This window comes from Microcoleus sp. N3A4 (genome assembly GCF_036701805.1).
Taxonomy (GTDB): domain Bacteria; phylum Cyanobacteriota; class Cyanobacteriia; order Cyanobacteriales; family Microcoleaceae; genus Microcoleus.
On record NZ_JAUBRJ010000001.1, the window covers coordinates 137,779 to 161,710 of the forward strand.

Sequence of the window (23,932 nt, forward strand, 5' to 3'; positions counted from 1 at the left end):
AACACCGGATCGCCCGCTCAGCAATAGAAATAAACTCTTGCTCCCCCCCTTAGCAAGGGAAATAAACTCTTGCTCCCCCCTTAGCAAGGGAAATAAACTCTTGCTCCCCCCCTTAGCAAGGGGGGGTTGGGGGGGGTAATTACATTGCACGTTCAGTCAATTTTGTCAACACTTGATTCGATCGCTCGACAAAATCCTTCATCCCTTCAGCATCGAAACCCTTCTGGGCCATCAAAGCCAAGTCGTAAACGTGGTGACAAATCATACTCGCCAACTCGGCAGACGGAGACTCGCCGCCACCTTGAATAATCGCACCCTGACTCAAACTAGCCAAATTTTGAATCAGCGGGTGAGACGTATTCACCAGCAAAACGTGTTCTTCGGGGAATTCTGCCGCTTGCTGCTGCAAAAGCGCCGTCATGTCGCGCATCCGGCGCAAAGCTTCCGGCAAAAGTACGATCGCAGGTGGCGTCGCCTCCGCAGAGTCAGACTTCAAAGCTTCTGTGCGAATGTTCACTTTCGGCTTGTTGAGAGCTTTTTGGAACATTTCTTTAACTTGTTCGCTGCGAGTTTTATTGGTCGCCGGATCGACAATTTCCGCTTCTTTCTCTTTGTCAATTAGCGTGTCGTCGATGTCGGAATCAACCCGCGAGAACTTGACATCTGAGTATTCTCTTTCCAAGAAACTGATAAAGTGCGTGTCGATGAAAGAATCCATAAATAGCACTTCTAAACCTTGGCTTTTGTGCAGTGCGACATAAGTTGCTTGAGACGCAGGTTCCGTACAGTAAAACACGCGATTTTCGTGGCGTTTTTGATTGCGTTCCAAATATTCTTTCAGCGTGGTGTAAGGTTGCCTCGAAGTAGAACTTTCCGACTTCGGAGTTACATCTTGCCACAAATCTCCTTCCTCAGTTTGCACCTGCACTTCTGGCGTTACAGTTTCTGGCTTGTCCGCTGTTGGTTCGTAGGTGCTGCGGTAGATTAAAATATCTTCGACTTGCTTTTTGAACTTGTCATCGTTGAGAGTGCCAAACTTGACAAAAGTGCCGATATCTTGCCAGCAGCGGATGTATTCGTCACGGTCGTCGCGGTAGAGTTCTTTCAGGCGATCGCCCACTTTTTTCGCAATATAATCAGCGATTCTACGCACAGTCCGATTGCTTTGCAAAGAACTGCGAGAAACGTTCAGCGGAATGTCGGTACTGTCAATGACTCCCCGCAGCGGCATCAAGAATTTCGGAATAATTTCTTCGCAGTGGTCGCTGACAAAAACCTGGTTGCAGAATAGCTTAATATTGCCTTGGGTAACATCGACATCCGGGCGCAGTTTGGGAAAGTAAAGAATCCCGTTGACAATGAAAGGATAATCTGTATTCAGGTGTACCCACAGCAGCGGCTCGTCTTGGAACGGGTAAAGGTAGCGGTACAGTTCTAAGTAATCTTCTTTTTGCAAATTGCTGGCTGATTCCCGCCAAATTGCTTTGTGCTTGTTGAGTTCCTCTCCCTCAAATTTGATGGGAACTGGCATGAAATCGCAGTAGGTTTTGATTAACTGCTTGATGCGGCTGGGTTCTACATATTCCTGTTCTTCATCTTGGAGAGTAAGAGTAATAGTAGTGCCGCGTTCGGTGCGGGAAGATTCTGATAGTTCAAAAGCGGGGGAACCATCGCAAGACCAGTGTATGGCTTGCGCGCCTTCTTGGTAAGAAAGGGTGTCAATGTCTACTTTCTTCGCCACCATGAAAGAAGAGTAGAAACCGAGACCGAAGTGACCGATAATTGCGTCGTCGCCGCTGCCTTGGTATTTTTGAATAAATTCTTCAGCGCTGGAGAAAGCGACTTGGTTGATGTATTTTTTTACCTCGTCGGCGGTCATGCCGATGCCGTTATCGGAAATTGAGAGGGTTTTGTTTTCTTTGTCGATCGCAATGTTGATTTGCGGTTCGCCCATGTCGCCGCTGTATTCGCCGGAACGAGAAACCATTTTGAGTTTGGCAATGGCATCGACGGAATTAGAAATTAGTTCCCGCAAGAAGACTTCGTGGTCGGTGTATAGCGACTTCTTGATAATCGGGAAAATATTTTCGGTATGGATTGAAATTGTTCCCTGTTCTAAAACTGTCATAATTTTTCGCTAGGTACTTTTTAGGAGTCAGCAGTCAGCAGTCAGCAGTCAGTTGTTATTAGTTATTAGTTATTAGTTATTAGTTATTTGTTATTAGTTATTTGTTATTAGTTATTAGTTATTCGTTGCTCAGTCCAACAAATAACAAATAACAAATAACTAATAACAACTGTCAACTGTCAACTGTCAACTGTCAACTGTCAACTGTCAACTGACTACTTAATGATTTTCGGCGATCGCGCTATCTTCTGCAAAAGGGATTACCCTAAAAAGACGATTCGGTTTCCCTCACATAGTAACTCACAAAGGCAACCGCAGGAGAAAGGTGCTGCCGGAACCCAATTCGCTGCGGGCGCTGAGACTGCCGCGGTATGCCCTAGCTATGGTTTGGGCGATCGCCAATCCGAGTCCCGAACCGCCGGTATTGCGCGATCGATCGCTGTTGACTCGGTAAAATCGATCGAATATTCGCTCTAAATCTGCCGCCGCCATCCCAATACCAGTATCTTGAACCTGAACGATCGCCTCCTGGTGACTGCAATCTAAAATAACTGTTACTTTTCCCCCAGCCGGAGTGTATTGAATGGCATTAACAATTAAATTAGCAACCAAACGGTAAAGTCGATCGGCGTCGCCGACAACATTTAATTGCTGCTGTACGCGGATTTCGGATGTTAGCGCTACCTCTGAGGCGATCGCCAAAGCTGCCAATTCCTCTACTAAATCACTAACCAGGTCATTCAAACAACAAAGCTGAGGGCGATTCGATATCGCTTGAGAGTCCATCCGCGCCAACAGCAACAAATCAGCCACTAACTGAGTCAATCTGCGGTTTTGCCGCTCTACAGTTCGCAAAATTTCCCGCGCTTCTTTTTCATCCAATTCAGACATCAACAGCGCTGATTCTACTGTTGCTTGGGATGCTGCTAAAGGCGTCCGCAATTCGTGGGCAGCATCCGCTGTAAACTGTTGAATTTGTCGGTAGGAAGAATAAATCGGTTTCATTGCCAATCCAGCCAGCCACCAACTAGAAAATCCTACCAAAATTAACGCAGTCGGCAATCCCAACTTTAAAATTAGTTTGATTGTACGGAGATAATTTTTGAATTCTTGCAGGCTCCGACCAACTTGAAAATATCCCCAATCTTGCTGTGTTTTGGTGTGTAGCGCTACAGAAATTTGGTGATAAACATTGCCTTTGGTGTCAGTTATTGTTTGCCAGTAATAGGAGTTAAATTCTGGTGGTAATTCTTCTGGATAAGCGCCTGCGGTCGCAATTAATTTCCCCGAATAATCAAATAAACGGATATAATAATAGCTTTGGTTGATAGCGCTTAAAATATGGCGGTCGGGCAACTGTTCTTTAATGCCGTTAGCTCCAATTATGCGGAGGTTGGGCAAAAGTTCATTGACTATTGGTTCTAGGCGTCCTGGCTGCTGCAATTTGATTTCGAGGCTGTCGTGTAGCGTCCCCGCTACCGATTCTAATTCGCGGTCTATGGCGATCCAGTGAGCGTGGGCGATCGCCTTATATACGCCAAATCCTAGCAAGCTTAAAATCAAACCCATTACTGCCGCGTAGGAAAGGGCTAATTGCCAGCGAGTTCGGTTAAATAGTTTATTTTGATTCATTTAAACTTAGATTTTATATAATTTAGGACTAAGGCCAACTGTTACAAATAAGGGTGCAACTTTAGGTATGTAGTTGCGCTTCAGCGCTCTTAGCTAGCCCTGTCTTGCGTGTTAAATCTGAACCTGACAAACGCCGAAAACCCCTATTTCACGTTCCGATTTTTGAGACTTCAATCAAGGAAAATTGCTTGGGAAAGGGCGCTGAAGCGCAACTACATACCTTTGTAGGCTCGTTACTTACTTTGACACGGCGAGGGGTTCTGAGCTTGGGAAAGAGCGCTGAAGCGCAACTACATACCTTTGTTACTTACTTTGACACGGCTAAGCGCTCTGAGCTTGGGAAAGAGCGCTGAAGCGCAACTACATACCTTTGTGCCAGTTGGCCTTAGTCCTATAATTGTTAAGAACAGGCAAGATGCCTGTTCCACAAAAATTACATTTTATTGTGGGGGCGACCGGAGAGCCCGCCCTAATTTCAATTTCTCATCCGGTATCCGACGCCGTGTACGGTTTCAATTAAATTCGGGCAGCCAACTGATTCGAGTTTGCGCCGCAGCAAGCGCACTTGAGCGGCTACTACATTACTAAAGGTATCTGCACTTGCTTCCCATATCTGATTCCGAATTTGGTCGGTGGTGACAATTTGGTTCGGATGTTTCATAAAATATTCTAACAGTTGAAATTCTTTGTTGGTCAGCGAAATGGTCTGATTTTTGCCGTGGCGATCGAGATGACAAGCAGTTCGATTTCCGCAATCTAATGCGAGATTTCCTACTTGTAGCTGCTGGGGCTGAATTTGGGGCGATCGCCTCTGCAATGCCCGCAACCTTGCTAACAGTTCCGCCATCCCGAACGGCTTGACTAAATAATCGTCAGCCCCGGCATCTAATCCAGCGACTTTATCTTCCATCCGGTCTTTTGCTGTCAGCATCAAAACTGGCAAAAAACTATTTTTTGCGCGCAATTTATGCAGCAGTTCTACTCCCGACAATCCCGGCAGCAACCAGTCAAAAATAGCGAGGGTGTATTGCGTCCACTGACTGTCTAAATATTCCCAAGCTTCATTGCCATCAAGGGCCCAATCAACTATATATTTTTCCTGCTTTAAGGTTCGCTCGATCGCTTTTCCTAAATCTGGCTCGTCTTCAACTAGCAAAACTCTCATAAGATTAATTTACAGCGGTCAATCTCTATACATTGTTAGCGCTCGGCAGCATCTACCCCACATCTAAGATCGCATACTGACATGAAATCAGCATGAAATTTTATGACCGAAACTAATTGGATCGCAAGCCTCCGGATTCATTCCAACGCGCAGGCTGACTGACGGGAATAAATCTAAAATCTAAAATCTCAAATCTAAAATCGATTGACTTCGCAGAAAGAGATGATAATTGACAATTATTGACAACAAGCTGAAAATGTCTTATACTCAAATGCAATCAAATTTTTGAGAATTATTTTCAAGAAGTATGGGAGACTTATCCGATCGTCCCGCCATGAAACAAGCGGGGCACTGGAGCCGCCGCCAACTCCTACAGTTAGGAATAGCTGGCACTGGGGTAGCGGGCGGCGCGATCGCATTGCAAAATTTGACCCAAAAACGACCGGCGGCGGCGAGAATACCGCCAATGCCCGCAGATGCAGTCGCAGTTAGCAATATCAACCCGATGCAAATTGCGCGGGATTTTGATTACGGCACGGTGACGCGCGAAAACGGGCGCACGGTTCGGGAATTTCGCATGGAAGCTAATACTTCGATCGTCCAACTTAACAGTGCCGTCACTTTCAACACTTGGAACGTTAACAATCGCGTGCCCGGGCCGACATTGAGGGCAACTGAGGGCGATCGTATCCGCGTTATTTTTTATAATAAAGCCGGACATTCTCATTCGCTGCACTTTCACGGCGTTCATCCCACAGAAATGGACGGCGTTAAACCGATCAGAAACGGCGCGGTTTTTATCTATGAATTCGACGCACTTCCCTACGGGCTACATCTATATCACTGTCACGTTGCACCCGTAACGCGGCACATCGGTAAAGGACTTTATGGAATGTTCATTATCGATCCGCCAAAAGCCAGACCTCCAGCAGATGAAATAGTGTTAATCATGGGAGGATACGACGTAAATGACGACGAAAAAAACGAACTTTACGCTTTTAACGGGATACCCAATTATTACATGAAAAACCCGATCTCCATATACAAAAATCAGCTAGTTCGGCTGTATGTCCTCAACATGATTGAGTACGAAGCGGCAGTGACTTTTCACCTGCACGCCAATTTTTTTGACGTATATCGCACCGGAATGACTTTAACTCCCAGTGAAAGAACAGATGTAATTACAATGGGAGTAGCTGAAAGACATATTTTAGAATTTAGCTACGGCTACAGCGGCAAATATATGTTTCATCCCCATCAAGATACGATCGCCGAAGCAGGCTGCATGGGTTTATTTGAAGTCATCGCTTAACCCAAATTGCGCTCCCAGAGTGCGGCGATTCTAGTTAAGAAAGTCTTAAATTATCTACCAAATTTTCTCACAAATAGGTAGAATTAGGAGCTCGCAAATAATTGAGAATATTTCTTAATAACTCGCGAATCCAACTGAACCTAACGTAAAAATCATCAACTGCCATGTTACCATCATTTCGTTTATTACCGACAGCCACTGCTACAGCCATCCTCGTTGCTCTCGCCGGTTGCGGTTCCACCCCCACCGCCAGCAATACGGGCAGCACCGCCTCACCGGGCGCCTCACCCGTCGCGACAGCTAGTCCCGCAGCAACAAGCGGTCACAGCGGAAATCACGGAGGCAAGCCCGGCATTAACATCAATACTGCCATTCTTTCGGAGTTAGATAAACTCGAAGCCAAGTTAGGAATACCGGCACTTTCTAACAAAATTCAAGCCAGCCGCCCTTACGGAAAAGTCGAAGAATTGGTCTCAAAAAATGTCATTACTCAAGCCCAATTCGACCAAATCAAAGACTTGGTAACTATTCAGGATATCGTACTCACAGGCGAAGCCAAAGATGTAGACTACATGACTAAACTCGGCTTGATGAAAGGGCATCTTTTCGTAGCCAAAGAACTCTTGGATCAAGGCAAACCTGACCAAGCAGAACCGCACATCGGCCATCCAGTCGAAGAAATTTATGCCGATGTGGAAGATCAGCTAAACGAGCGTAAAATTCCAGAATTTAAGGCTACTTTAATTAAATTGCAGGATTTAGTTAAAGCAGGTGCAAAAGATCCGGCTCAAGTGAATGCAGAATTTACCACATCTATGCAAGCTGTAGATGGAGCAATTGCCGCTCTTCCCGAAGCGCAGCGCAAAGATCCGAAATTTGTGCTGCAAGTGATTAACGGCTTGCTAGATACAGCTAATTCCGAATACGGAGCGGCAGTTGCTAACGGGAAAATTTCCGCAATTATTGAATACCAAGATTCGCGGGGTTTCGTCATGTACGCGGAAATGCTGTACAAAGATATTGCCGCTCAAGTGGCTAAAACTAGCCCGGAAACCGACAAAGCAATTGTTGCAAACATGACTGAGCTTAAGGCAAATTGGCCAACTGCGATCGCACCCCCCGCCCCCGTAAAAACCACCGAACAAGTCAGCCAGCTAATTAAAACGATCGAGAACGACACCCAAAAAGTTCTCAAACCAGCCTCCTAAAAAATCAACTCTCATCAAGAGCGGTAATTGGTAAATAATCTGCCAATTACCTCCCTAATTAACCAGTCCCATTACCACAATAAAAAAATGAATTTGGGCGAAGCATTACCCACATTTGTAATCACCCTCCGCGAAGGAGTAGAAGCCGCATTAGTTGTCGGAATTGTTCTAGCTTGCCTCAAAAAATCAGGACAAAGTTATTTAAATCCTTGGGTTTTCGGCGGTGTTGGTGTAGGACTTATCGCCAGCGCTTTGATAGGTATACTGTTCGGCTGGACTATTCAAATTTTATCCACATCCAATCAGCCTTTTGCGCCGATTATGGAGTCGCTGCTAGAGGCAACCTTTGGGATTTTAGCGATCGCAATGCTGAGCTGGATGCTGATTTGGATGACCAAGCAAGCGCGATTTATGAAAGCCGAAGTCGAAGGCGCAGTAAGTGCTGCCTTAACCCAAAATTCTCATGCCGGCTGGGGCGTATTTAGCTTAGTTTTGATTGCCGTTTTACGCGAAGGATTTGAAACAGTTTTGTTTGTCGTTGCCAAGTTTCAACAAGGCATTATTCCTGCGCTCGGCGCTTTGGCGGGCATTCTCTCAGCCACCGGAATTGGCGTCCTTTTGTTCAAATGGGGAGTGAAAATTAATATTCGCCTGTTTTTCAAATATATGGGCATTTTATTGCTCTTTATTGTAGCGGGTTTAGTGGTATCTACTTTGGGATTATTTGACAGCGCTGTGAATATTTTAGCGCAAACAAATCGCGAATCAGCAGCACTGTGTTTCTATTACGAAAGATTTGCCAAAGTGCACTCTTGCATTCTCGGGCCGATGGTGTGGAATACCTCGAAACTACTTCCCGAAGAAAAGTTCCCCGGTTTGTTGTTGAGTGCGTTGTTTGGCTACACGGATAAGCTCTATGTCGTGCAGGCGATCGCCTATTTGATGTTTTTAGGTACTGTCGGTGGCATCTACTTCCAAAGTCTGGCAGGTCGAGTCTTTTTCCCATTCAAAAAAACACAGGCAACGAAATAGGAAATAAAGTGCGATCGCAATAAATGGTGCATTGATCTAATCGAGTATAATTCGTAAAAATTGACCCGATTACCATCAAGGATTTTTATGATTGGCTTAGCAATTACTTCGGTTTTAGTCAACTCGGGAATGCCTAGTTGGAACTGGCTGGAAATTATCATCGTAGTTTCCTATTATGCAATTCCCACAATGCTAGTTTATGCCCTTTACAAAGGGCGAGATATCCCCTTTCAGTGGATGTTCCTGGTATTTGGAGCTTTCTTCGTCACCTGCGGCACAATCCACGTCATAGAAACATGGTATGTTTGGTTTCCTGAATCTTTAGTGTCAGAGTTCATGAAAGCCATTACAGCTTTCGTAGCCGGAAGTTCAGTTTTGTTGCTATTAACATTGATGCCTTTTGCACTGGCACTTCCCAGTCCTGCAAAGCTAGAAGCCGCCAACTTAGCATTAGAAAATGAGATTTCAGAACGCCGTAAAGCGGAGGCAGCACTTGCTGAACTAGCAGAAGTATTAGAACAGCGAGTGAAAGCAAGAACAGCCAAACTTTCCAGAGCAAATGCTTCTTTAAATAAAGAAATTTTAGAGCGGAAAAAAGCCAAAAAAGCGCTGCTACAATCCGAGTATCAACTGAGAGAAAAAGCCCAAGAACTAGAACTAGCTTTGCAACAACTCCAGCAAACCCAAGCTCAATTAGTACATACCGAAAAGTTATCAGCTTTGGGAGAACTGACAGCAGGAATTGCCCACGAGATTAACAATCCCATCAACTTTATTGATGCAAATATCGCCTACGCCCGCAATTATGTTGAAGATTTGTTAGGGCTAGTCAATTTATATGACAAATATTATCCCAATCCAGCAGCAGAAATCCAAGAAGAAATTGAGAAAGTAGAACTCGATTTTTTAAGGAAAGACTTGCCAAAACTCCTTTGTTCAATGAAGGTAGGAACTGACAGAATCTGCGTGATTGTTTCGTCGATGCGTAATTTTTCGCGTTTAGACACAGACGGTATGAGTTTTGCTTCCATTCACGAAGGAATCGACAGTACCCTGCTAATTCTCCAGCACCGACTGAAAGAAAATGGCAAAAACCCTCCTATCCAACTGATTAAAGAGTACGGCGATTTACCGCTGGTTGAATGTTATGCAGGGCAACTAAATCAGGTATTCATGAACATTATCAGTAATGCCATTGATGTTTTGCGAGACACTTCTAATTCGCCTGTTTTGAATAGCCAGACAAGCTGTCCTAGCATTCAGATTAGCACAGAAGTGGCGGAAGGCGATCGGGCAATCATCCGCATTTCTGACAACGGCCCTGGCATGACTGAAGAAGTCAAAGATAAAATATTTAATCACTTTTTTACCACAAAACCCGCCGGTAAAGGAACGGGTTTAGGGTTATCAATTAGCAGCCAAATTGTTCGAGAAAAGCACTGTGGCTGCTTGGAGTGCCTTTCGGGACTTGGAGAAGGTACGGAATTTGTAATTTCGCTGCCAATAACGCAGAAGCGCCTTGAAACTAGCAGATTAGTGGAAATGCCGGAGGCAGTTTGAATTGCCAATGGTAGATTTCAAATTGCAACTTGAACTAATTGATTCAAATTTTTGACAATTTAAATTATGAAGACTGCATTAATCAATCAGCTATCTATTGATTGAAGGTAAAACGACCGTCAACTTTTTCTCCGTTAATATCTGCAGTCACTTTCACGGGATAACTTCCTGCATCTTTGCCGGGAAACACCACAGCGTAATGTTTGCCCTCAGCATCATACTTGAGGGCTAGAGTTTGCTGCTTTCCATTCGGCAACTGCACTTGAGCCGTCACTTTCGCATTAGGAACTGGTTCCTTTTTATCCCCTTTTTGCAAATAAAGATCTAAATGAGTTCCGGTAGCTTCTTTTTTAGGTACAAACTCTAAATGGTAAGCTCCAGACTCCACCACTTGCCCCCCTTGAGTTGCTGTTTCAGGAGCAGTTGCGGGAGCCGAAGACGCAGGTTCAGAGGCGACAGGAGGGGATGCTGGAGTGCTATTTGGATCGGTTGCTTGCTCGCCTTGACTGCAAGCTCCCAAAAATAACAATCCGACACTACCTAGAACAATTAAATTTGACTTGAGCGTTTTCATTGAACTTAATGTTTGCGTAAAATTATTTGATATAGCAATCCTAAATGATTCTACTCGTTACCAGGCTCTTCCTGGTAACGCAGATCCGGAGGAAGAGCCTCGATTTTCGCGAGGCAGAGCCTCGGGACATTGATTCCCAGGCTAAACGCCTGGGAACCAGTTATTGAAACTGATGCGAGGATTGCTATAGTATAACACCAAAAAATGAAATTAGGCTGAAATTTTCCAGAAGGCAGAAGTTTTTAATCTTTCCTAGTTATTAACTTTTGGTTGCGCGGTTCAACCAAGCTACTGCGTGCGATCGCAGATCCTTAGTGTATGGTATTGGTAATGTGTAAAGCTCATCTTTATACTATTTTAAAAAAAATATGCTACAAGCTAAGTGTTGAGTAAAATACCTCAAGTCAACAACCGATTGCTAATATTTATGAAATTATAGCTACTCTCAATTTGATCGGGTAATAATTTACAGATAAAAGTCTCTATTGACCAGGTTTTAACTGTACATCATCCGATATAGAAATGCTAGAGTATAATGTATCTTATTCAACTTGACTGTCAACCTTGATATTTTTGTTATGCGAATAAAAAACAATCACCAAGCTGTACTCCACAAGCAATCCCGTCGAAAAACATCAAGGGATTTGAAACTTCCCTCCAATTGGTTGCAGCGACTGATCCGCCGCACCCCGATTCGGTGGAAAATTAGCTTGGGTTATGCACTGGTACTCAGTATTGCTGTTTTGGGAACGACTGCTGGACAGCTAGTTGGAAATTTATACACCAAAAAAGCTTGGGATAAACTCAACCTAGAACAAGAAGAGGCACAGCATTTAAGCGAACTAAAAATTGCTGTATTGGAAACTCAATCTCACCAACAAAAGCTAGTTATTCTGATCGGAGATTCCGAATCATTTAACCACGAAAAGGATGAATACTTCGCTCACAACAAACAAGTCAATCAGCTTTTTTCCAAATTAAGAATTTTGGTAGAGCGCAATCTAAACAAAGACGACCCAGAAATAGTAAAGTTGAATCAATGTTTACAGACTTATGACGCGATTCAAACAGCCTACAGCCAACAACTCGATCGACTGCTGCAAGGAATCGATCCGAAACGCTTGTCGCCAGAAAAAGTTACAGCCTCGCAGCAGTTACTTTGGGAATTTACCAAAAGCCAGTCGGCAATAAATTTTAACGAACTTTCAGAAGATTTAACTAAACTTGTTAAGCTTGCTTATCAAGGACAGGATCGAGCAGAAATTGGTATGGAGGACGCGCGGGAAGTTCTCAAAGAAGTAAGCATCGCCAGTCTTTTACTTTCAGCGATCGGCGCCAGTATTTTTGCATTATACATCAGTCGGATGATTTCTCAACCTATAGAAGCATTGACTCAAGTCGCGGAACAAGCAACTAAGGAATCCAATTTTAATCTCCAAGCTGCGGTTACTACTGGCGATGAAGTAGGAGGATTAACGATTTCTTTCAACAGTCTCATTCAATCTGTAAAAGAGCATATTGAAGCATTAGAAATTTCGCAGCAAAACTTAGAAAAGCGCGTGGAAGAAAGGACAGAAGAAATTTCACAAAAAAATCACGAGTTGCAGTCAGCTTACAATCAACTGGCAGATGCCTTGCACAATCTTCAGCAGACTCAAGCCCAGCTAATCCAAGCCGAGAAAATGTCGAGTTTGGGTCAAATGGTAGCAGGTATCGCTCACGAAATCAACAATCCGGTCAGTTTTATTTACAGCAATCTAGAACACGCTAGTAACTACGCTCAAGACTTACTGCGATTAGTGGAATTGTACCAGAAGCAGTACCCTAACCCCAGTGGCGCTATTCAAACTGAAACTGAGGCAATTGACTTGGATTTTCTGGCTGATGATTTCTCTAAACTTATACATTCGATGAAAAATGGCGCTGATAGAATTAGACAAATTGTTCTGTCTCTGCGTAACTTTTCTAGGTTGGATGAATCGCAGCTAAAACTTGCCAATATTCACGAAGGAATTGACAGTACCTTGGTAATTATCAATCAGCGGTTAGAGCCAAGGATTGCAGTGATTAAAGAATATGGAGATTTGCCTTTAGTAAAGTGTTATCCCGCGCTGCTGAATCAGGTATTTATGAACATAATCGACAATGCGATCTGGGCCATTGAGGAACGAAATTTTAATAGTAAAGACTCAAGCTATGCGACTGGGCAATCTACCATCTGGATTCATACGGAAACAATAGATACCGAGCTGGTTAGAATAGGAATTAGAGATAACGGTACTGGGATACCGCCAGAGTTAAAAAATAAAGTGTTTGACCCTTTTTTCACGACTAAAGAAGTAGGAAAAGGAACAGGTTTAGGACTAACTGTTTGTTATCAAATGATTGAAAAGCACAAGGGTAATATAGAGGTTTTTTCGGAACTGGGAGAGGGAACAGAGTTTTTGATTACGCTGCCAATTAAACCATCTGACAGTTCGACATAAACATGATGAAAAGCAGCATCAAGCCGGAAATTTACGATTTTTTTAGGTTTCGCTTAATCTTTCCAAGTTCTTGACATTTGTCCTCTAAAGTGAAACTGCCAAAGTACGATAACCCGATCGCAATCATGAGCAAGCTTCCACAAATCACTGCCTTTTTCTGGATAATGAAAATATGTGCAACCACTTTGGGAGAAACAGCAGGAGACCTTTTATCGATGACGTTAAACGTGGGCTATGCGGTTAGTTCCATGATATTGATTGGAGTGTTTTTAACAACTCTTGTGTCTCAATTGATATCGAAAAGCTATAACCCATTGCTTTATTGGACTGTCATCCTTTCAACCAGCACAGCGGGTACAACCATGTCAGATTACATGGATCGTACTTTAGGGCTGGGCTACGCTACAGGGTCTGCGATTTTAATTACCATTCTCTTGGCTATTTTGGGGTTCTGGCGATTCAGTGTTGGGTCTCTATCTGTTAATAACGTCAAAACCCCTAAAATTGAGCTGCTGTATTGGACTGCAATTTTATTTTCAAATACTTTGGGTACTGCCTTGGGCGATTTTTTAGCCGATACTTCTGGACTTGGATTTGCAGGAGGAGCTTTGCTAATTTCTAGTTTACTTGCTCTAGTATTGGCAGCGCATTATTTTACCCAAATTTCGGAAGTTTTGTTGTTTTGGGTTGCGTTTGTCCTAACCAGACCATTTGGTGCAACACTGGGGGATGTTCTGACAAAATCACACGAAAAAGGTGGCCTCAATTTTGGTACGATCGGCTCATCTATAGTTCTTCTTTCAATACTTGGAGTCTGTGTCCTATTCACAACTTTCAAGCAGAGAAGACTAATCGCGGCTGAGTCTTATAACAATGAATAATACAAATCCGGCTCGGTCATTTCCTTGATGGTGCGGTATCGTGCGTCGCTACTCGATCTTTGTACGGAAGCGAGAATTATCGCAGGCGACGCACCCTACTTTTAGGAGATTGTAAACGGTGTATTATATCCAGATTTGGTATTAGATCCTGTGCGCTCAATAAAAATTCATAGGGTAGCTTGATGTTTGCCCCAACAACAAGCTACTCTTTGGTATTCGCTCAATTTGAGCAAAGTAAAAAGCAATACTAGACTTGTCTGGTTTGCAACTTCAGCATTGTGATGCACAGCATCAGCCAAATATAGCCGACTCCGTAGCCAGCAATTATATCTGTCGGCCAGTGTACTCCTATATATATCCGACTCAGGCCGATAGCAGCGATCGTCACAACAGCTAGACTATAAATAAGTTTAGAAAACTTGGGAAAGTGACTAGAAAGCAGGTAAGCTAGAAACCCATACATGACAAACCCTCCTAAAGCATGACCGCTAGGAAAACTAAAAGATGTTTCAGGAATTAAACTCGGAAAAATATGAGGACGAGGCTTAGCAAAAACTAACTTCATGCCAGTATTCAGAATTAATGCTCCCAAACAAGCAATGGCAAAAATTTTAGCTTCTGAACGGTGATGCTGCCACCAAAGAATTCCCAAGGTGACGACCACAATAACTACTACTACACTGGCATTGGCAAGCTGAGTAATTGTCAACATCACAGCATCTAGACTCGGATTAGCATACCCGTGTACCCAATATATCCAAGCAGTATCAAAGCCAAAAGCTTCTTTTTCTAAGACTTCTTCAAACAGCCACGCTAAAATCAAAGTAATCGACAAACAACTGGCAAGTCCCACGACACCAATTGTCACGATTAAAGTAGTTATATGAGGGTTGATATGCTGCAACCAAAATTGGTAAGACTTGCGTAACATAATATATCTAAGTTTAGCAATTACAAATAATCTACACTCGATCAAAGATTTTGTCAATGATTTCTGACTTTGATAAACAATTAACAATCCCGATTATTCTAATTAAAAAACTGTTAAATAATTAGCAAATTAATCCTGCGAATTATCAGATATTTTAACAGATGGCAATCGCACTGTGAAGCAACTGCCAACTCCTACCTGACTGGTGAGGGTAATTGAGCCGCCGTGATTTTGGGCAATGGTTTTGGCGATCGCTAATCCCAAACCCGAACCCCCTTTCCAATAGGAACGAGATTCATCCGCCCGCCAAAATCGTTCAAAAACGAGTTTAATATGCTCTGGTGCTATTCCCGCACCCGTATCTTGCACGCTAACAATTAGATAGGAACGGACTAAGTTGGCTGTAACTTCAACTGTTCCTCCTGACAGCGTGTAGTGGAGTGCGTTTTCAATCAAATTGGCGAACAGCCGTGTCAGTTGTCCCGCATTTCCTAGCAAGTACATATCCTCGCCAGTTTCAGATTTTAAATCAATCTCTTTAGCAGTGGCTTCAGGCTGATACAGCGATAATAAGTTTGATAAAATCGCGGTTAAATTGACAGAATTTTCGCGGCGATCGCATTTTTTTTCGCTCCTAGCTAACAGCAATAAATCTTCTGTTAGATGCGTCATTTGATTAGCAGCACTAACAATCGCTTGGAACTTTTCCACATCTGATTTTCTCATTTTTTCGGGATATTTCAATGCTACTGCTGCATTACTTTTGATCGCCATTAAAGGACTGCGTAGTTCGTGGGAAGCATCAGCCGTAAACTGTTTTAACCGTTGAAAACTCTCTTCTATTGGCTGCATAGCTTGCCGTGTTAAAATTACTCCGCTAAATCCGCTAAAAATTAAAGCTATAATAATACTACTTCCCAGAATCAAATCTAATTTGGTTAAGGTTTCGTCTACTTCTTCTAAAGATTGACTGACTCTGATATACCCAATTATTTTGCCATTATCGTTACTAATGATTGGCACTACAACTGCTTGGATATTGAAATTTTTGTTGGAAAATTGAATCGGACTTTTACTCAGCGAGAGAGGTAAATTTAATCCAATATTTCCTTGCTTTAAAATTGACTTTTGGTTCAAGTTAAACCACTCTAAACCTTGATTCTTATGAATTAATTGTTGTACAATAAAGTCACTTTCAACTTTGAGGCGTCCATTATCAAATTCTGCATTAGTAGCGGCTCCTTGCCCTAAAGCAGTCAGTCTGTCTGTTAGCTGTTGGGTGAGACTGCGGGCGAACAAAAGCCGAACTCCAGCGGCAAAAATTACTAAGATTGAGGTAAATACTGTCAAATAAGATAACAGCAAACGCCACCGAATTTGGGCAAACATAATTTGATAAATCTGAATTTGTTAGTATTGTATTAATAATTTGTTTCTGAAAGCTGGGAGTTTTAGGGAGTGCGACTGAGACGATAACCAATTCCATAGACTGTTTCGATGAAGTTTTCTGAACTGCCGGCTGCTTTTAGCTTGCTCCGCAAATTGGTAATGTGAGTCTTGACAGTGCCTTCTCCAGAGGAGCGATCGAAATCCCACAATTTATCTAAAATTGCTGCACGGGTCAACACTTGAGCGGGGTTTCTCAAAAAACATTCTAATATCATATATTCTTTGGGTGTTAAAGATAAAGGTTGATTGCCATAGGTAACGGTGCAGCTACTGGGATTGAGTTGCAAATCCCTGTGGCTTAAAATCAGCGGCTTAGTTTCAGGAACTCTCCGAGATAAAGCTCTAATTCTTGCAGCTAATTCTTCTAATTCAAAAGGCTTAACTAAATAATCATCAGCCCCCGCATCCAGTCCGAAGACTTTATCTGAGGTTGTATCCCGTGCTGTCAGCATCAAAATCAGAGCGTTGGACTTAGCTGCACGCAGACGCTTGCACAGCGCAATTCCATCTAATTTGGGCAGCATCAAATCTAACAAAATTAAGTCATAATTAACTGATTGGATGTAATCCCAGCCTTCGATGCCGTCACTCGCTATATCGACGGCATGATTTTGATGCCTTAAATCTTCTGCTAGAGGTTTCGCAATGCGATCGTCGTCTTCAACTAGCAAAATTCTCATAGCTTTGTGCCAATTACATTAACGATATTAGTTTTAAGTAAAACACTATTGTTAGGAACTAAAAACTTACCAAATTGAGCATATAAAGCTGGCAAAACTAACAGCGTTAGTGCTGTAGAAGTAAATAATCCTCCTAAAACTACTACTGACAGCGGTTGCAGGATTTCTTTTCCCGGGCCGCATTCTAAGACTAAAGGTGCTAAACCCAAAGCTGAAGTTAAAGCAGTCATGAGGATGGCGTTGAGCCGTTCCATCGAGCCTTGAATAATTGCTTCCTTAAAAGGCAGTCCTTCGGCAAACTTAGAGTTGTAGTTGTCTACTAATAACAAGCCGTTGCGGGTAGCAACGCCAAATAAAGTGACAAAGCCAACCAGGGAAGCTACGGAAATTATACCGCCCGTCAAAGCTACAGAAATTACTCCTCCCACTAATCCGATCGGCAAATTAATCATAATCATAGCAGTTGAAGCGATCGACTTGACGGACAAGTACATCAATACGGTAATTACCAAAAAGGCGATCGCACTAAATATCATAATATTTTGCGAAGCTCTTTGCTCAGCTTCAAATTGACCGCCGTATTGGATAAAATAGCCAAAAGGCAACGGCACCTCTCGTTTTACTTTAGCTTGAATTTCATTCACAACCGATCGCAAATCCCTACCTTTAGCATTCGCCGCTGCCACAATCAACCGGGAAACATTCTCGCGGTTAATCGTATTCGGGCCCGTACCGTATTTTACAGTAGCAACTTGGGCGAGGGGAATTTTGTTACCGCTGGGAGTATCTACCAGCAAATTCTGAATATTTTCTAAGTTATTTCTAGCTTCAGGCTGCAACCAAACAACTAAGTCAAAAGTTTGCTGCACCTCCAAAACTTGAGAAACAACTTTACCGTTTAAAGCTGTCTCAATTATTTCAGAAAGCTCTCCGATTTTCAAACCGTATCTACCCGCAGCTTGGCGGTTGAACTTAATTTGAATTTGTGGCACAGGCACCTGCGGTTCGAGTTGCAAATCCACAATTCCTTCAACTGTTTTCATTTGCTCTTCAACTTTTGCACCGATGCTGCGAAGCTGATTCAAATCCGGGCCAAAGATTTTGACAGCAATCTGACTTCTGACACCTGACAAAACCTCATCCATCCGGTGAGAAATAAAACCGCCGATATTGGGTGCAACTCCCGGCAATCTAGCAAATTCCTGCCGCAGCGACTCCAAAGTTTTCGGCCTGTTTTTCATGCCCTCCTCGCTCAAACCGATATCGATGTGAGCTAAATTGACACCCGCAGCATCAGCATCACCCGGAGCTCTGCCCGAGCGCACTTGGACGTATTCAAACCTGGTATCATTCTTAAGTGCATCTTCGATCGCAAAAGCCGCGCTATCTGTTGTTTCCAAAGACACCCCCGGATAAAGCAGAATAGTATTCACCAAAGTTTGCTCCTGAAACTCCGGCAAAAACACCCGTCCAAAAGATGGCAAAATAATTAATGCTGCCACCATACTAGCAGCAGCAAAAACTAAAATTATTCCCGAATAACGCATTGACAATTTTATCAAAAAATGATATATTTTCTTGCAAAATCTCGGCAGCCAAGGTTCCGCAGCACTCATGCGTTTGTTAGGCAACAAAATAGCGCAAAGAGCCGGAGATATTAACAGCGATTCCAGACTGGAAATCACAACAACTACCAAATAAGTAATCCCCATAGGCGTAAAAATTCGACCTTCTACACCGGGCAAAGTAAAAATAGGAGAAAACACCACAATCCCAATAACAGTCGCTCCAATTAACGAATCGCGCACCTCTTGACTGCCGTCAAAAATCACATCCATCACCGGGCGCGGGTGAAGAGAAGACGTATTTTCTCTCAAATTGCGGTAGGTATTTTCGGCATAGACGATCGCATCGTCGATCGCAGTGCCGATCGCCACCGACAAACCCCCCAAAGTCATCGTATTCAGCCCCAGCCCCAGCCAATACATCGCCAGCAAACCGAACAGCCAAGTCAGAAAGAAATCCAGCAAAACAACCGTCAGAGTGCGCCAATTCATCAAAAACGGGATGAGAATAACGGTGACGATGATGCTGCCTTCAACTAAAGCCGATCGCACATTCTCCACCGAGGAATTGATATATTCTTCCTGTCGAAAAGTGACAGTAACTTTAATATCTTTGGGCAGAGCTTGCTGCACCTCAGCCATTGCCGCCTCAACCGCTTTAGTTACTGTCGGAGTATCAGCAACTGGCTGTCTGTTTACCATCACAATCACAGCTTTTTTGCCGTTAAAACTGCCATCGCCCCGCTTGATTGCAGCACCAATCTTGACATCAGCGACATCACCAATTCTGACGGGCGTTCCGTGGCGAGAGGCGATCGCAGATTGCTGCAAATCTTCCACAGACTCAATCCGCCCCACCCCCCGGATTAAAGTTTCTCTATCCGGCGTAATTAAATACCCCCCCGGCGCGTTAACATTCGCAGCAGCAGCCGCTTCAGCAACTTGCTGCAACGACACATTAAAAGCTTTCAACTTAGCAGGTTCTACTAATACTTGATACTGCCTTTCTTCGCCGCCGTAAGCCACCACTTGAGCAACACCCTTCACTGCCAAAAGCCGATTTGTGACTTGCCAATCAACCAGACGGCGCACTTCCATCAAAGGAGTAGTTTCTGATGTCAAAGCATAGGTGATAACAGTACCGACAGGAGAAGTTGTCGGAGAAATTTGCGGTATTTCTACGCCAGCCGGGAGTTTGCTTTGCGCTTGCTGCAACCGTTCTGTTATCAACTGCCGCGCTTGATAAATTTCAGTTCCCCAATCAAAGATTACCTTAACCGCAGAAAGGCCCACAGCCGAAGACGATCGCACTGCTGTCACCCCAGGAGTTCCATTAATCGCACTTTCGATCGGCAGTGTTACTAAAGACTCGATTTCTTCCGGCGCGAGCCCCGGTGCTTCCGTCTGAATTTCGACTTGCGGGGGTGCAAAAGGAGGGAAGACATCAAGCGACATTTTGGGGATGATAGAAAATGTCCACAAACTAACAATAATGGTGGCGACAACGACTAGCCAGCGACGGTTAATTACCCATCTAAGAATTGTGCTGAACATTTTATGATTTTATAGAGGTGATGACTACCAGCCACCGTTGGGCGATCGACGTTAAATAGCCATTCAATTTACGTTGACACCCAAAAATGAAATTAGGATGAAATCTTTTAACTTCCAACCTTGATTAATAAGTCATCTAAAATTTCAAATCTCAAATGATATAACCTGTGTTGCTATTTTTGACAATGCAGCTTACAATAGTTATTATGCAAGCACCAAAACACTACTCGCACGCCCCAATCACCGAAGCCTTAATTGATATACAAGTTAAACTTCCACCAGAAGTTAAACTTGACAATTTGGCGCAGGTGTACTCTAGCATTCAGGCTGAGTATCCTCAGCGTGAAGAGGTGTTACTTTTTCAGGGACAAATGATGGCAGGTGCTAGTGTTGGGGCAACAGCCAGCCAATCTCCTATTGGCTATAGAGCCTCCCGCAACGACCAAAAACAAATTCTTCAACTGCGTTTAGATGCTTTCGCATTCAGTCGGCTTGCCCCTTACGACTGTTGGGAAAATTTTCGGGATGAAGCAAAACGACTGTGGAATATCTATCAGTCGCTGATACATCCAGAAGCAATTGTTCGTTTAGCACTCAGGTATATTAACAGGCTAGATATTCCTTTACCGATTGGCGATATCAAAGAGTATTTGAGGACATTTCCGGAAGTGTCCCCTGACTTGCCACAAGGATTAAGTGGCTACTTTATGCAGCTACAAATCCCACAAGAAGACTTGGGAACAATGCTGGTTATCAATCAAGCAATAGTTCCACCTCCCACACCTGATTTTGTTTCTATAATATTGGACTTAGATCTATTTATGGAAGGAGATATTCCTTCTAATGAAATAGCTCTTTGGCACATTTTAGAACAAATTCATGAACAAAAAAACATAGCTTTTGAAGCTTGTATTACAGAACGCACAAGGGAGTTGATTAACTGATGGCTACAATTACCCCCCTACGTCCTAATGGCGTTTCACCATCCTCAAAATTGCTGGTGTTAGAGTCAAAAGCCACAGCTCATTTACAAAGTCCTGAAGGACAAAAACTTGCAGCATTAGTTGATAAAGTGTTGCAAAATTTAATTGTAAAACAATACTTACAAACTCTAGACAGCCTTGGCGAAAGAGACTACAATCCAGTACCGCCAAAGCGATCGGAACGAGTAATGATGCGTGCTCAGTTCAAAGGGCGTAAAAAACCTCTGCCGTATATTTTCGATGAAGAATGAGCGTAGAGCCTTTCTGGGTGCAGGTCAATGAATCCACTCTCAGGCAAGGTGATTACCTGCCTGGGTGTCTCGTACCAATACCAGTATTTGACCCAACAAATTTTGGCAAAAACAGTGAAATTCAAGACGTACAAATAGAAGTTAATGAACTCGATTTAATTGTTCTCACCCAAAGCTGCGATCTGGATAATAAAAAAGTAGCTCAGGTAGTGCTGTGTGCCATTTACCATATTTCAGAATTTGAGGAAAATAACGAAGCATTTAAGAAAAAAGGAAAATGGAATGAAGTTTTAAGAGGGAGAACAGAAGGTTTGCACCTGCTGGCATCACCAACGAACCCAGATAATAACAAAGAATCACTGGTTGTAAATTTTAGAGAGATCCAAACCTTGCCTTACGAATATGTGTTGAAACAGGCTAGTAATTTAAACGATCGCTGGCGATTAAAATCTCCTTACCTAGAACACTTTTCTCAGGCATTTGCACGTTTATTTATGCGAGTTGGTTTACCATCGGCTATTCCGCCTTTTTAAGTCATTTTATGTAGGTTATAATTGCTAGATTAAATAAAATTTTTAGTTCAAGCTCTTGGCTTCTGTCTCCTGACTTTTAACGCGATGGTTGTCATCCCGCAGTGACAATTCATCTACTGTACTCGCGTTTAATGTCGGTGCAGAGACAGAAAAATTATTGTTTCCAGAATCCGCTGCTATTGCTGGCAATTTGCGCCGATTTCCCCACCAAACCCCTGCTGCAAAAGTCAGGGATGCGATCGCAACTCCTCCTCCTATTCCCGCCCACCATAAAGACACGGGTAAATTATTCAAATTAACCTCTGTTACCTTTGGAATTGCCTCTTTTTTGGCCTCGTCTTTTGAAGGCTTGCTGCCGCCCCGCAAAGATTGTGCGTAAAGTTGAGGTGCTCGCTGCGTTACTATCAAATCTCCCTCGAATAAACCCCTCTTAACTTCAACTAAATCTCCGGCCGTTTGACCGAGTTCAATTTCAACAGCTTGATAAGCATTGCCATTTTGGAGGTAAACGGTTTTTTTACCGCTAACATCTACTACCGCCGCACTCGGAATTGCTAAAATATTTGTTGCAGTTTTGTCGGTTAAAATCTCCAACTCAGCAAACAGTCCCGGCTTTAATTCCCCGTTAATATTATCTAGTTCTGCTTTCACCGGCACAACCCGCGTTTCTCCTTCCACGGATGACCCAATTAAGGCGATTTTTCCATTGAAAGTGCGATCGCCCAAATTCGCGACTTTTACCCTGACTTCCTGACCCTGTTTTACTTGATTCAGGTCTTTTTCGTAAATGTTGGCTGTGGCAAAAACGCGGCTGTCATTTAACAGACTCATCAACGGTTTTTCAGCGTTTACTGATTCTCCTGGGGTGATTTCGCGATCGGCTACCGTCCCGGAAATCGGAGCAACTACGGTAACGAGTCCTCGATCGCTGGCAACAGTTCCTAATTGTTGGAGCCGCGCTTGATAGGCTGCGTCAGCCAAGCGAATGCGCGACTGAGCGACTTCGACGGCAGTTTTGCCGCGTTTGAGTTGGTTCTCGGCTTCTAGGACTTCCCGGCCGCTCTGAGCTCTGGTAAGTTGAGCTTTTGCTTCTGCTACTCTGCCTTGAGATTCCCGCAATTCCCGCATCGGCAGGTCTACTTCGGCTTGTTTAACTTCGGTTTGGGCTTTGATAACTTCAGGACGGCTTTTTGCTTTAGCAACAGCGGCTTTTGCTTCGGCGAAGTGGGCTTGCGATTCCAGCATTGTCCGCCGCGCGATCGCCCCTGATGCCGCTAATTCTTTGTCGCGATCGAACTGTTCTTTAGCAATAGTTAATTCTGTTTCTGCCCGCGCTATTTCGGCTTGCGCTATTTCAACTTGACGCTGATAATTTTCTGTAGCGGCTTGCACCACGGAACGATTATTTACTAATTCTTGTTCTCGCTGGTACTGCTTAGTTACCGCTGTCAATTGGGTTTGGGCTTGGGCGATTTCTGCGGCGGATATTTGAAGTTGGCGATCGTAATTTTCTCGTGCTAGTTTGAAATCTCCTTCCGCCTGCTGCAAATCTGCCTCAGCTTCGGCACGTTTTGAGAGAGATTCAACCCGCAACTGTCCTAATTCAGAACTCGATAAAACCGCAACGGGTTGACCTTTTGATACTTTGTCCCCAGGCTTAACCAGCAACTCTACTACTTTGCCAGCAACAGGAGCCGTCACTTCGACTTTTTGGTTGGGCAAAGTTTCAATTTGTCCTGTGGTTTTGATGCCGATATCTAGTCGCTGGCGGGCGGCTGGGGAGATTTTAATTCCTAACCGTTTTGCTGTTTCGGCATCGACAGAAATAGCAGCAGGAGTTTGAGGTGTTTCGCTGCTTTGGTGAAATTCATTTCCGTGGCCAGCGTGGGCAAAAACTGCGGCGGGAGAAGTTAGCAAAATTAGGCTGAACAAAATTCCAGAAAAGCTGCTAATAATTGCCGGAGACTGAGCATATTTGTGAAATATCATCGTTGGCATTGTCCTTGAA

18 protein-coding genes are annotated in these 23,932 nt (G+C 43.6%); 9 read left to right on the forward strand and 9 right to left on the reverse strand.

Going from position 1 to position 23,932, the window contains the following annotated elements; genetic code table 11:
• Window positions 1-139: 139 nt before the first annotated feature.
• The 3 genes from htpG to rppA all read right to left on the reverse strand — a co-directional run bounded on the left by htpG (window position 140) and on the right by rppA (window position 4,925).
• Entirely contained in the window at window positions 140-2,128 is a 1,989-nt protein-coding gene (htpG, locus tag QUA56_RS00695) for a molecular chaperone HtpG (protein ID WP_333351933.1), read from the reverse strand.
• Window positions 2,129-2,428: 300 nt separating this feature from the next.
• Complete coding sequence (rppB, locus tag QUA56_RS00700) at window positions 2,429-3,760, reverse strand: two-component system sensor histidine kinase RppB (RefSeq protein WP_333351934.1); 1,332 nt, start codon at window positions 3,758-3,760, stop codon at window positions 2,429-2,431.
• Window positions 3,761-4,235: 475 nt separating this feature from the next.
• A complete protein-coding gene (rppA, locus tag QUA56_RS00705; RefSeq protein WP_333351936.1) occupies window positions 4,236-4,925 on the reverse strand; it encodes a two-component system response regulator RppA in 690 nt (229 codons plus the stop codon).
• Window positions 4,926-5,232: 307 nt separating this feature from the next.
• Between rppA and QUA56_RS00710 the strand changes: the two genes are divergently transcribed.
• From QUA56_RS00710 to QUA56_RS00725, 4 genes are all read left to right on the forward strand, one after another.
• Window positions 5,233-6,237 (forward strand): multicopper oxidase domain-containing protein, encoded by a 1,005-nt coding sequence (locus QUA56_RS00710; RefSeq protein ID WP_333351938.1) that lies wholly within the window; start codon window positions 5,233-5,235, stop codon window positions 6,235-6,237.
• A gap of 164 nt (window positions 6,238-6,401) precedes the next feature.
• A complete protein-coding gene (locus QUA56_RS00715) occupies window positions 6,402-7,445 on the forward strand; it encodes a helix-hairpin-helix domain-containing protein (protein ID WP_333351939.1) in 1,044 nt (347 codons plus the stop codon).
• 87 nt (window positions 7,446-7,532) lie between these two features.
• On the forward strand, window positions 7,533-8,477 hold the full coding sequence (locus QUA56_RS00720; protein WP_333351941.1) for an FTR1 family protein: 945 nt from the start codon (window positions 7,533-7,535) through the stop codon (window positions 8,475-8,477).
• Window positions 8,478-8,564: 87 nt separating this feature from the next.
• Complete coding sequence (locus QUA56_RS00725; protein WP_333351943.1) at window positions 8,565-10,037, forward strand: ATP-binding protein; 1,473 nt, start codon at window positions 8,565-8,567, stop codon at window positions 10,035-10,037.
• 94 nt (window positions 10,038-10,131) lie between these two features.
• On the opposite strand, the gene QUA56_RS00730 is transcribed toward QUA56_RS00725, so the two are convergent.
• A complete protein-coding gene (locus tag QUA56_RS00730) occupies window positions 10,132-10,611 on the reverse strand; it encodes a hypothetical protein (protein ID WP_333351945.1) in 480 nt (159 codons plus the stop codon).
• A gap of 578 nt (window positions 10,612-11,189) precedes the next feature.
• Between QUA56_RS00730 and QUA56_RS00735 the strand changes: the two genes are divergently transcribed.
• Together QUA56_RS00735 and QUA56_RS00740 are read left to right on the forward strand one after the other, a co-directional pair.
• On the forward strand, window positions 11,190-13,097 hold the full coding sequence (locus QUA56_RS00735; protein WP_333351946.1) for an ATP-binding protein: 1,908 nt from the start codon (window positions 11,190-11,192) through the stop codon (window positions 13,095-13,097).
• A 125-nt stretch (window positions 13,098-13,222) separates the two neighbouring features.
• The gene (locus QUA56_RS00740) at window positions 13,223-13,978 is read left to right on the forward strand and encodes a hypothetical protein (RefSeq protein WP_333351948.1); all 756 of its coding nucleotides are present in this window, start codon (window positions 13,223-13,225) and stop codon (window positions 13,976-13,978) included.
• Between the two features lie 247 nt (window positions 13,979-14,225).
• On the opposite strand, the gene QUA56_RS00745 is transcribed toward QUA56_RS00740, so the two are convergent.
• The 4 genes from QUA56_RS00745 to QUA56_RS00760 form a co-directional block, all read right to left on the reverse strand.
• Complete coding sequence (locus tag QUA56_RS00745) at window positions 14,226-14,909, reverse strand: phosphatase PAP2 family protein (protein ID WP_333351949.1); 684 nt, start codon at window positions 14,907-14,909, stop codon at window positions 14,226-14,228.
• Window positions 14,910-15,038: 129 nt separating this feature from the next.
• Entirely contained in the window at window positions 15,039-16,298 is a 1,260-nt protein-coding gene (locus tag QUA56_RS00750; RefSeq protein WP_333351951.1) for a HAMP domain-containing histidine kinase, read from the reverse strand.
• Between the two features lie 62 nt (window positions 16,299-16,360).
• Window positions 16,361-17,038 carry a response regulator transcription factor gene (locus QUA56_RS00755; protein ID WP_333351953.1) on the reverse strand — a complete coding sequence of 226 codons (678 nt, stop codon included), beginning with the start codon at window positions 17,036-17,038 and terminating at the stop codon, window positions 16,361-16,363.
• Window positions 17,035-20,157 carry an efflux RND transporter permease subunit gene (locus tag QUA56_RS00760; protein WP_333351955.1) on the reverse strand — a complete coding sequence of 1,041 codons (3,123 nt, stop codon included), beginning with the start codon at window positions 20,155-20,157 and terminating at the stop codon, window positions 17,035-17,037. The genes QUA56_RS00755 and QUA56_RS00760 overlap by 4 nt, the downstream gene beginning before the upstream one ends.
• Window positions 20,158-20,363: 206 nt before the next feature.
• On the opposite strand from QUA56_RS00760, the gene QUA56_RS00765 reads away from it, so the two are divergent.
• From QUA56_RS00765 to QUA56_RS00775, 3 genes are read left to right on the forward strand one after another with little or no spacing between them, the layout of a single operon-like run.
• Window positions 20,364-21,101 carry a TIGR04255 family protein gene (locus QUA56_RS00765; protein ID WP_333351957.1) on the forward strand — a complete coding sequence of 246 codons (738 nt, stop codon included), beginning with the start codon at window positions 20,364-20,366 and terminating at the stop codon, window positions 21,099-21,101.
• Window positions 21,101-21,391, forward strand: a complete 291-nt coding sequence (locus QUA56_RS00770) for a hypothetical protein (RefSeq protein WP_333351959.1) — start codon at window positions 21,101-21,103, stop codon at window positions 21,389-21,391. The genes QUA56_RS00765 and QUA56_RS00770 overlap by 1 nt, the downstream gene beginning before the upstream one ends.
• A 17-nt stretch (window positions 21,392-21,408) precedes the next feature.
• Entirely contained in the window at window positions 21,409-21,924 is a 516-nt protein-coding gene (locus tag QUA56_RS00775; protein ID WP_333351961.1) for a hypothetical protein, read from the forward strand.
• A 42-nt stretch (window positions 21,925-21,966) separates the two neighbouring features.
• On the opposite strand, the gene QUA56_RS00780 is transcribed toward QUA56_RS00775, so the two are convergent.
• Window positions 21,967-23,913 (reverse strand): efflux RND transporter periplasmic adaptor subunit, encoded by a 1,947-nt coding sequence (locus QUA56_RS00780; RefSeq protein WP_333351962.1) that lies wholly within the window; start codon window positions 23,911-23,913, stop codon window positions 21,967-21,969.
• Window positions 23,914-23,932: the final 19 nt, after the last annotated feature.

Bases quoted from the DNA above. Each gene is read 5' to 3' on its own strand.
- htpG (WP_333351933.1), bottom strand. From the start codon at position 2,128: ATGACAGTTTTAGAACAGGGAACAATTTCAATCCATACCGAAAATATT.
- rppB (WP_333351934.1), bottom strand. From the start codon at position 3,760: ATGAATCAAAATAAACTATTTAACCGAACTCGCTGGCAATTAGCCCTT.
- rppA (WP_333351936.1), bottom strand. From the start codon at position 4,925: ATGAGAGTTTTGCTAGTTGAAGACGAGCCAGATTTAGGAAAAGCGATC.
- QUA56_RS00710 (WP_333351938.1), top strand. From the start codon at position 5,233: ATGGGAGACTTATCCGATCGTCCCGCCATGAAACAAGCGGGGCACTGG.
- QUA56_RS00715 (WP_333351939.1), top strand. From the start codon at position 6,402: ATGTTACCATCATTTCGTTTATTACCGACAGCCACTGCTACAGCCATC.
- QUA56_RS00720 (WP_333351941.1), top strand. From the start codon at position 7,533: ATGAATTTGGGCGAAGCATTACCCACATTTGTAATCACCCTCCGCGAA.
- QUA56_RS00725 (WP_333351943.1), top strand. From the start codon at position 8,565: ATGATTGGCTTAGCAATTACTTCGGTTTTAGTCAACTCGGGAATGCCT.
- QUA56_RS00730 (WP_333351945.1), bottom strand. From the start codon at position 10,611: ATGAAAACGCTCAAGTCAAATTTAATTGTTCTAGGTAGTGTCGGATTG.
- QUA56_RS00735 (WP_333351946.1), top strand. From the start codon at position 11,190: ATGCGAATAAAAAACAATCACCAAGCTGTACTCCACAAGCAATCCCGT.
- QUA56_RS00740 (WP_333351948.1), top strand. From the start codon at position 13,223: ATGAGCAAGCTTCCACAAATCACTGCCTTTTTCTGGATAATGAAAATA.
- QUA56_RS00745 (WP_333351949.1), bottom strand. From the start codon at position 14,909: ATGTTACGCAAGTCTTACCAATTTTGGTTGCAGCATATCAACCCTCAT.
- QUA56_RS00750 (WP_333351951.1), bottom strand. From the start codon at position 16,298: ATGTTTGCCCAAATTCGGTGGCGTTTGCTGTTATCTTATTTGACAGTA.
- QUA56_RS00755 (WP_333351953.1), bottom strand. From the start codon at position 17,038: ATGAGAATTTTGCTAGTTGAAGACGACGATCGCATTGCGAAACCTCTA.
- QUA56_RS00760 (WP_333351955.1), bottom strand. From the start codon at position 20,157: ATGTTCAGCACAATTCTTAGATGGGTAATTAACCGTCGCTGGCTAGTC.
- QUA56_RS00765 (WP_333351957.1), top strand. From the start codon at position 20,364: ATGCAAGCACCAAAACACTACTCGCACGCCCCAATCACCGAAGCCTTA.
- QUA56_RS00770 (WP_333351959.1), top strand. From the start codon at position 21,101: ATGGCTACAATTACCCCCCTACGTCCTAATGGCGTTTCACCATCCTCA.
- QUA56_RS00780 (WP_333351962.1), bottom strand. From the start codon at position 23,913: ATGATATTTCACAAATATGCTCAGTCTCCGGCAATTATTAGCAGCTTT.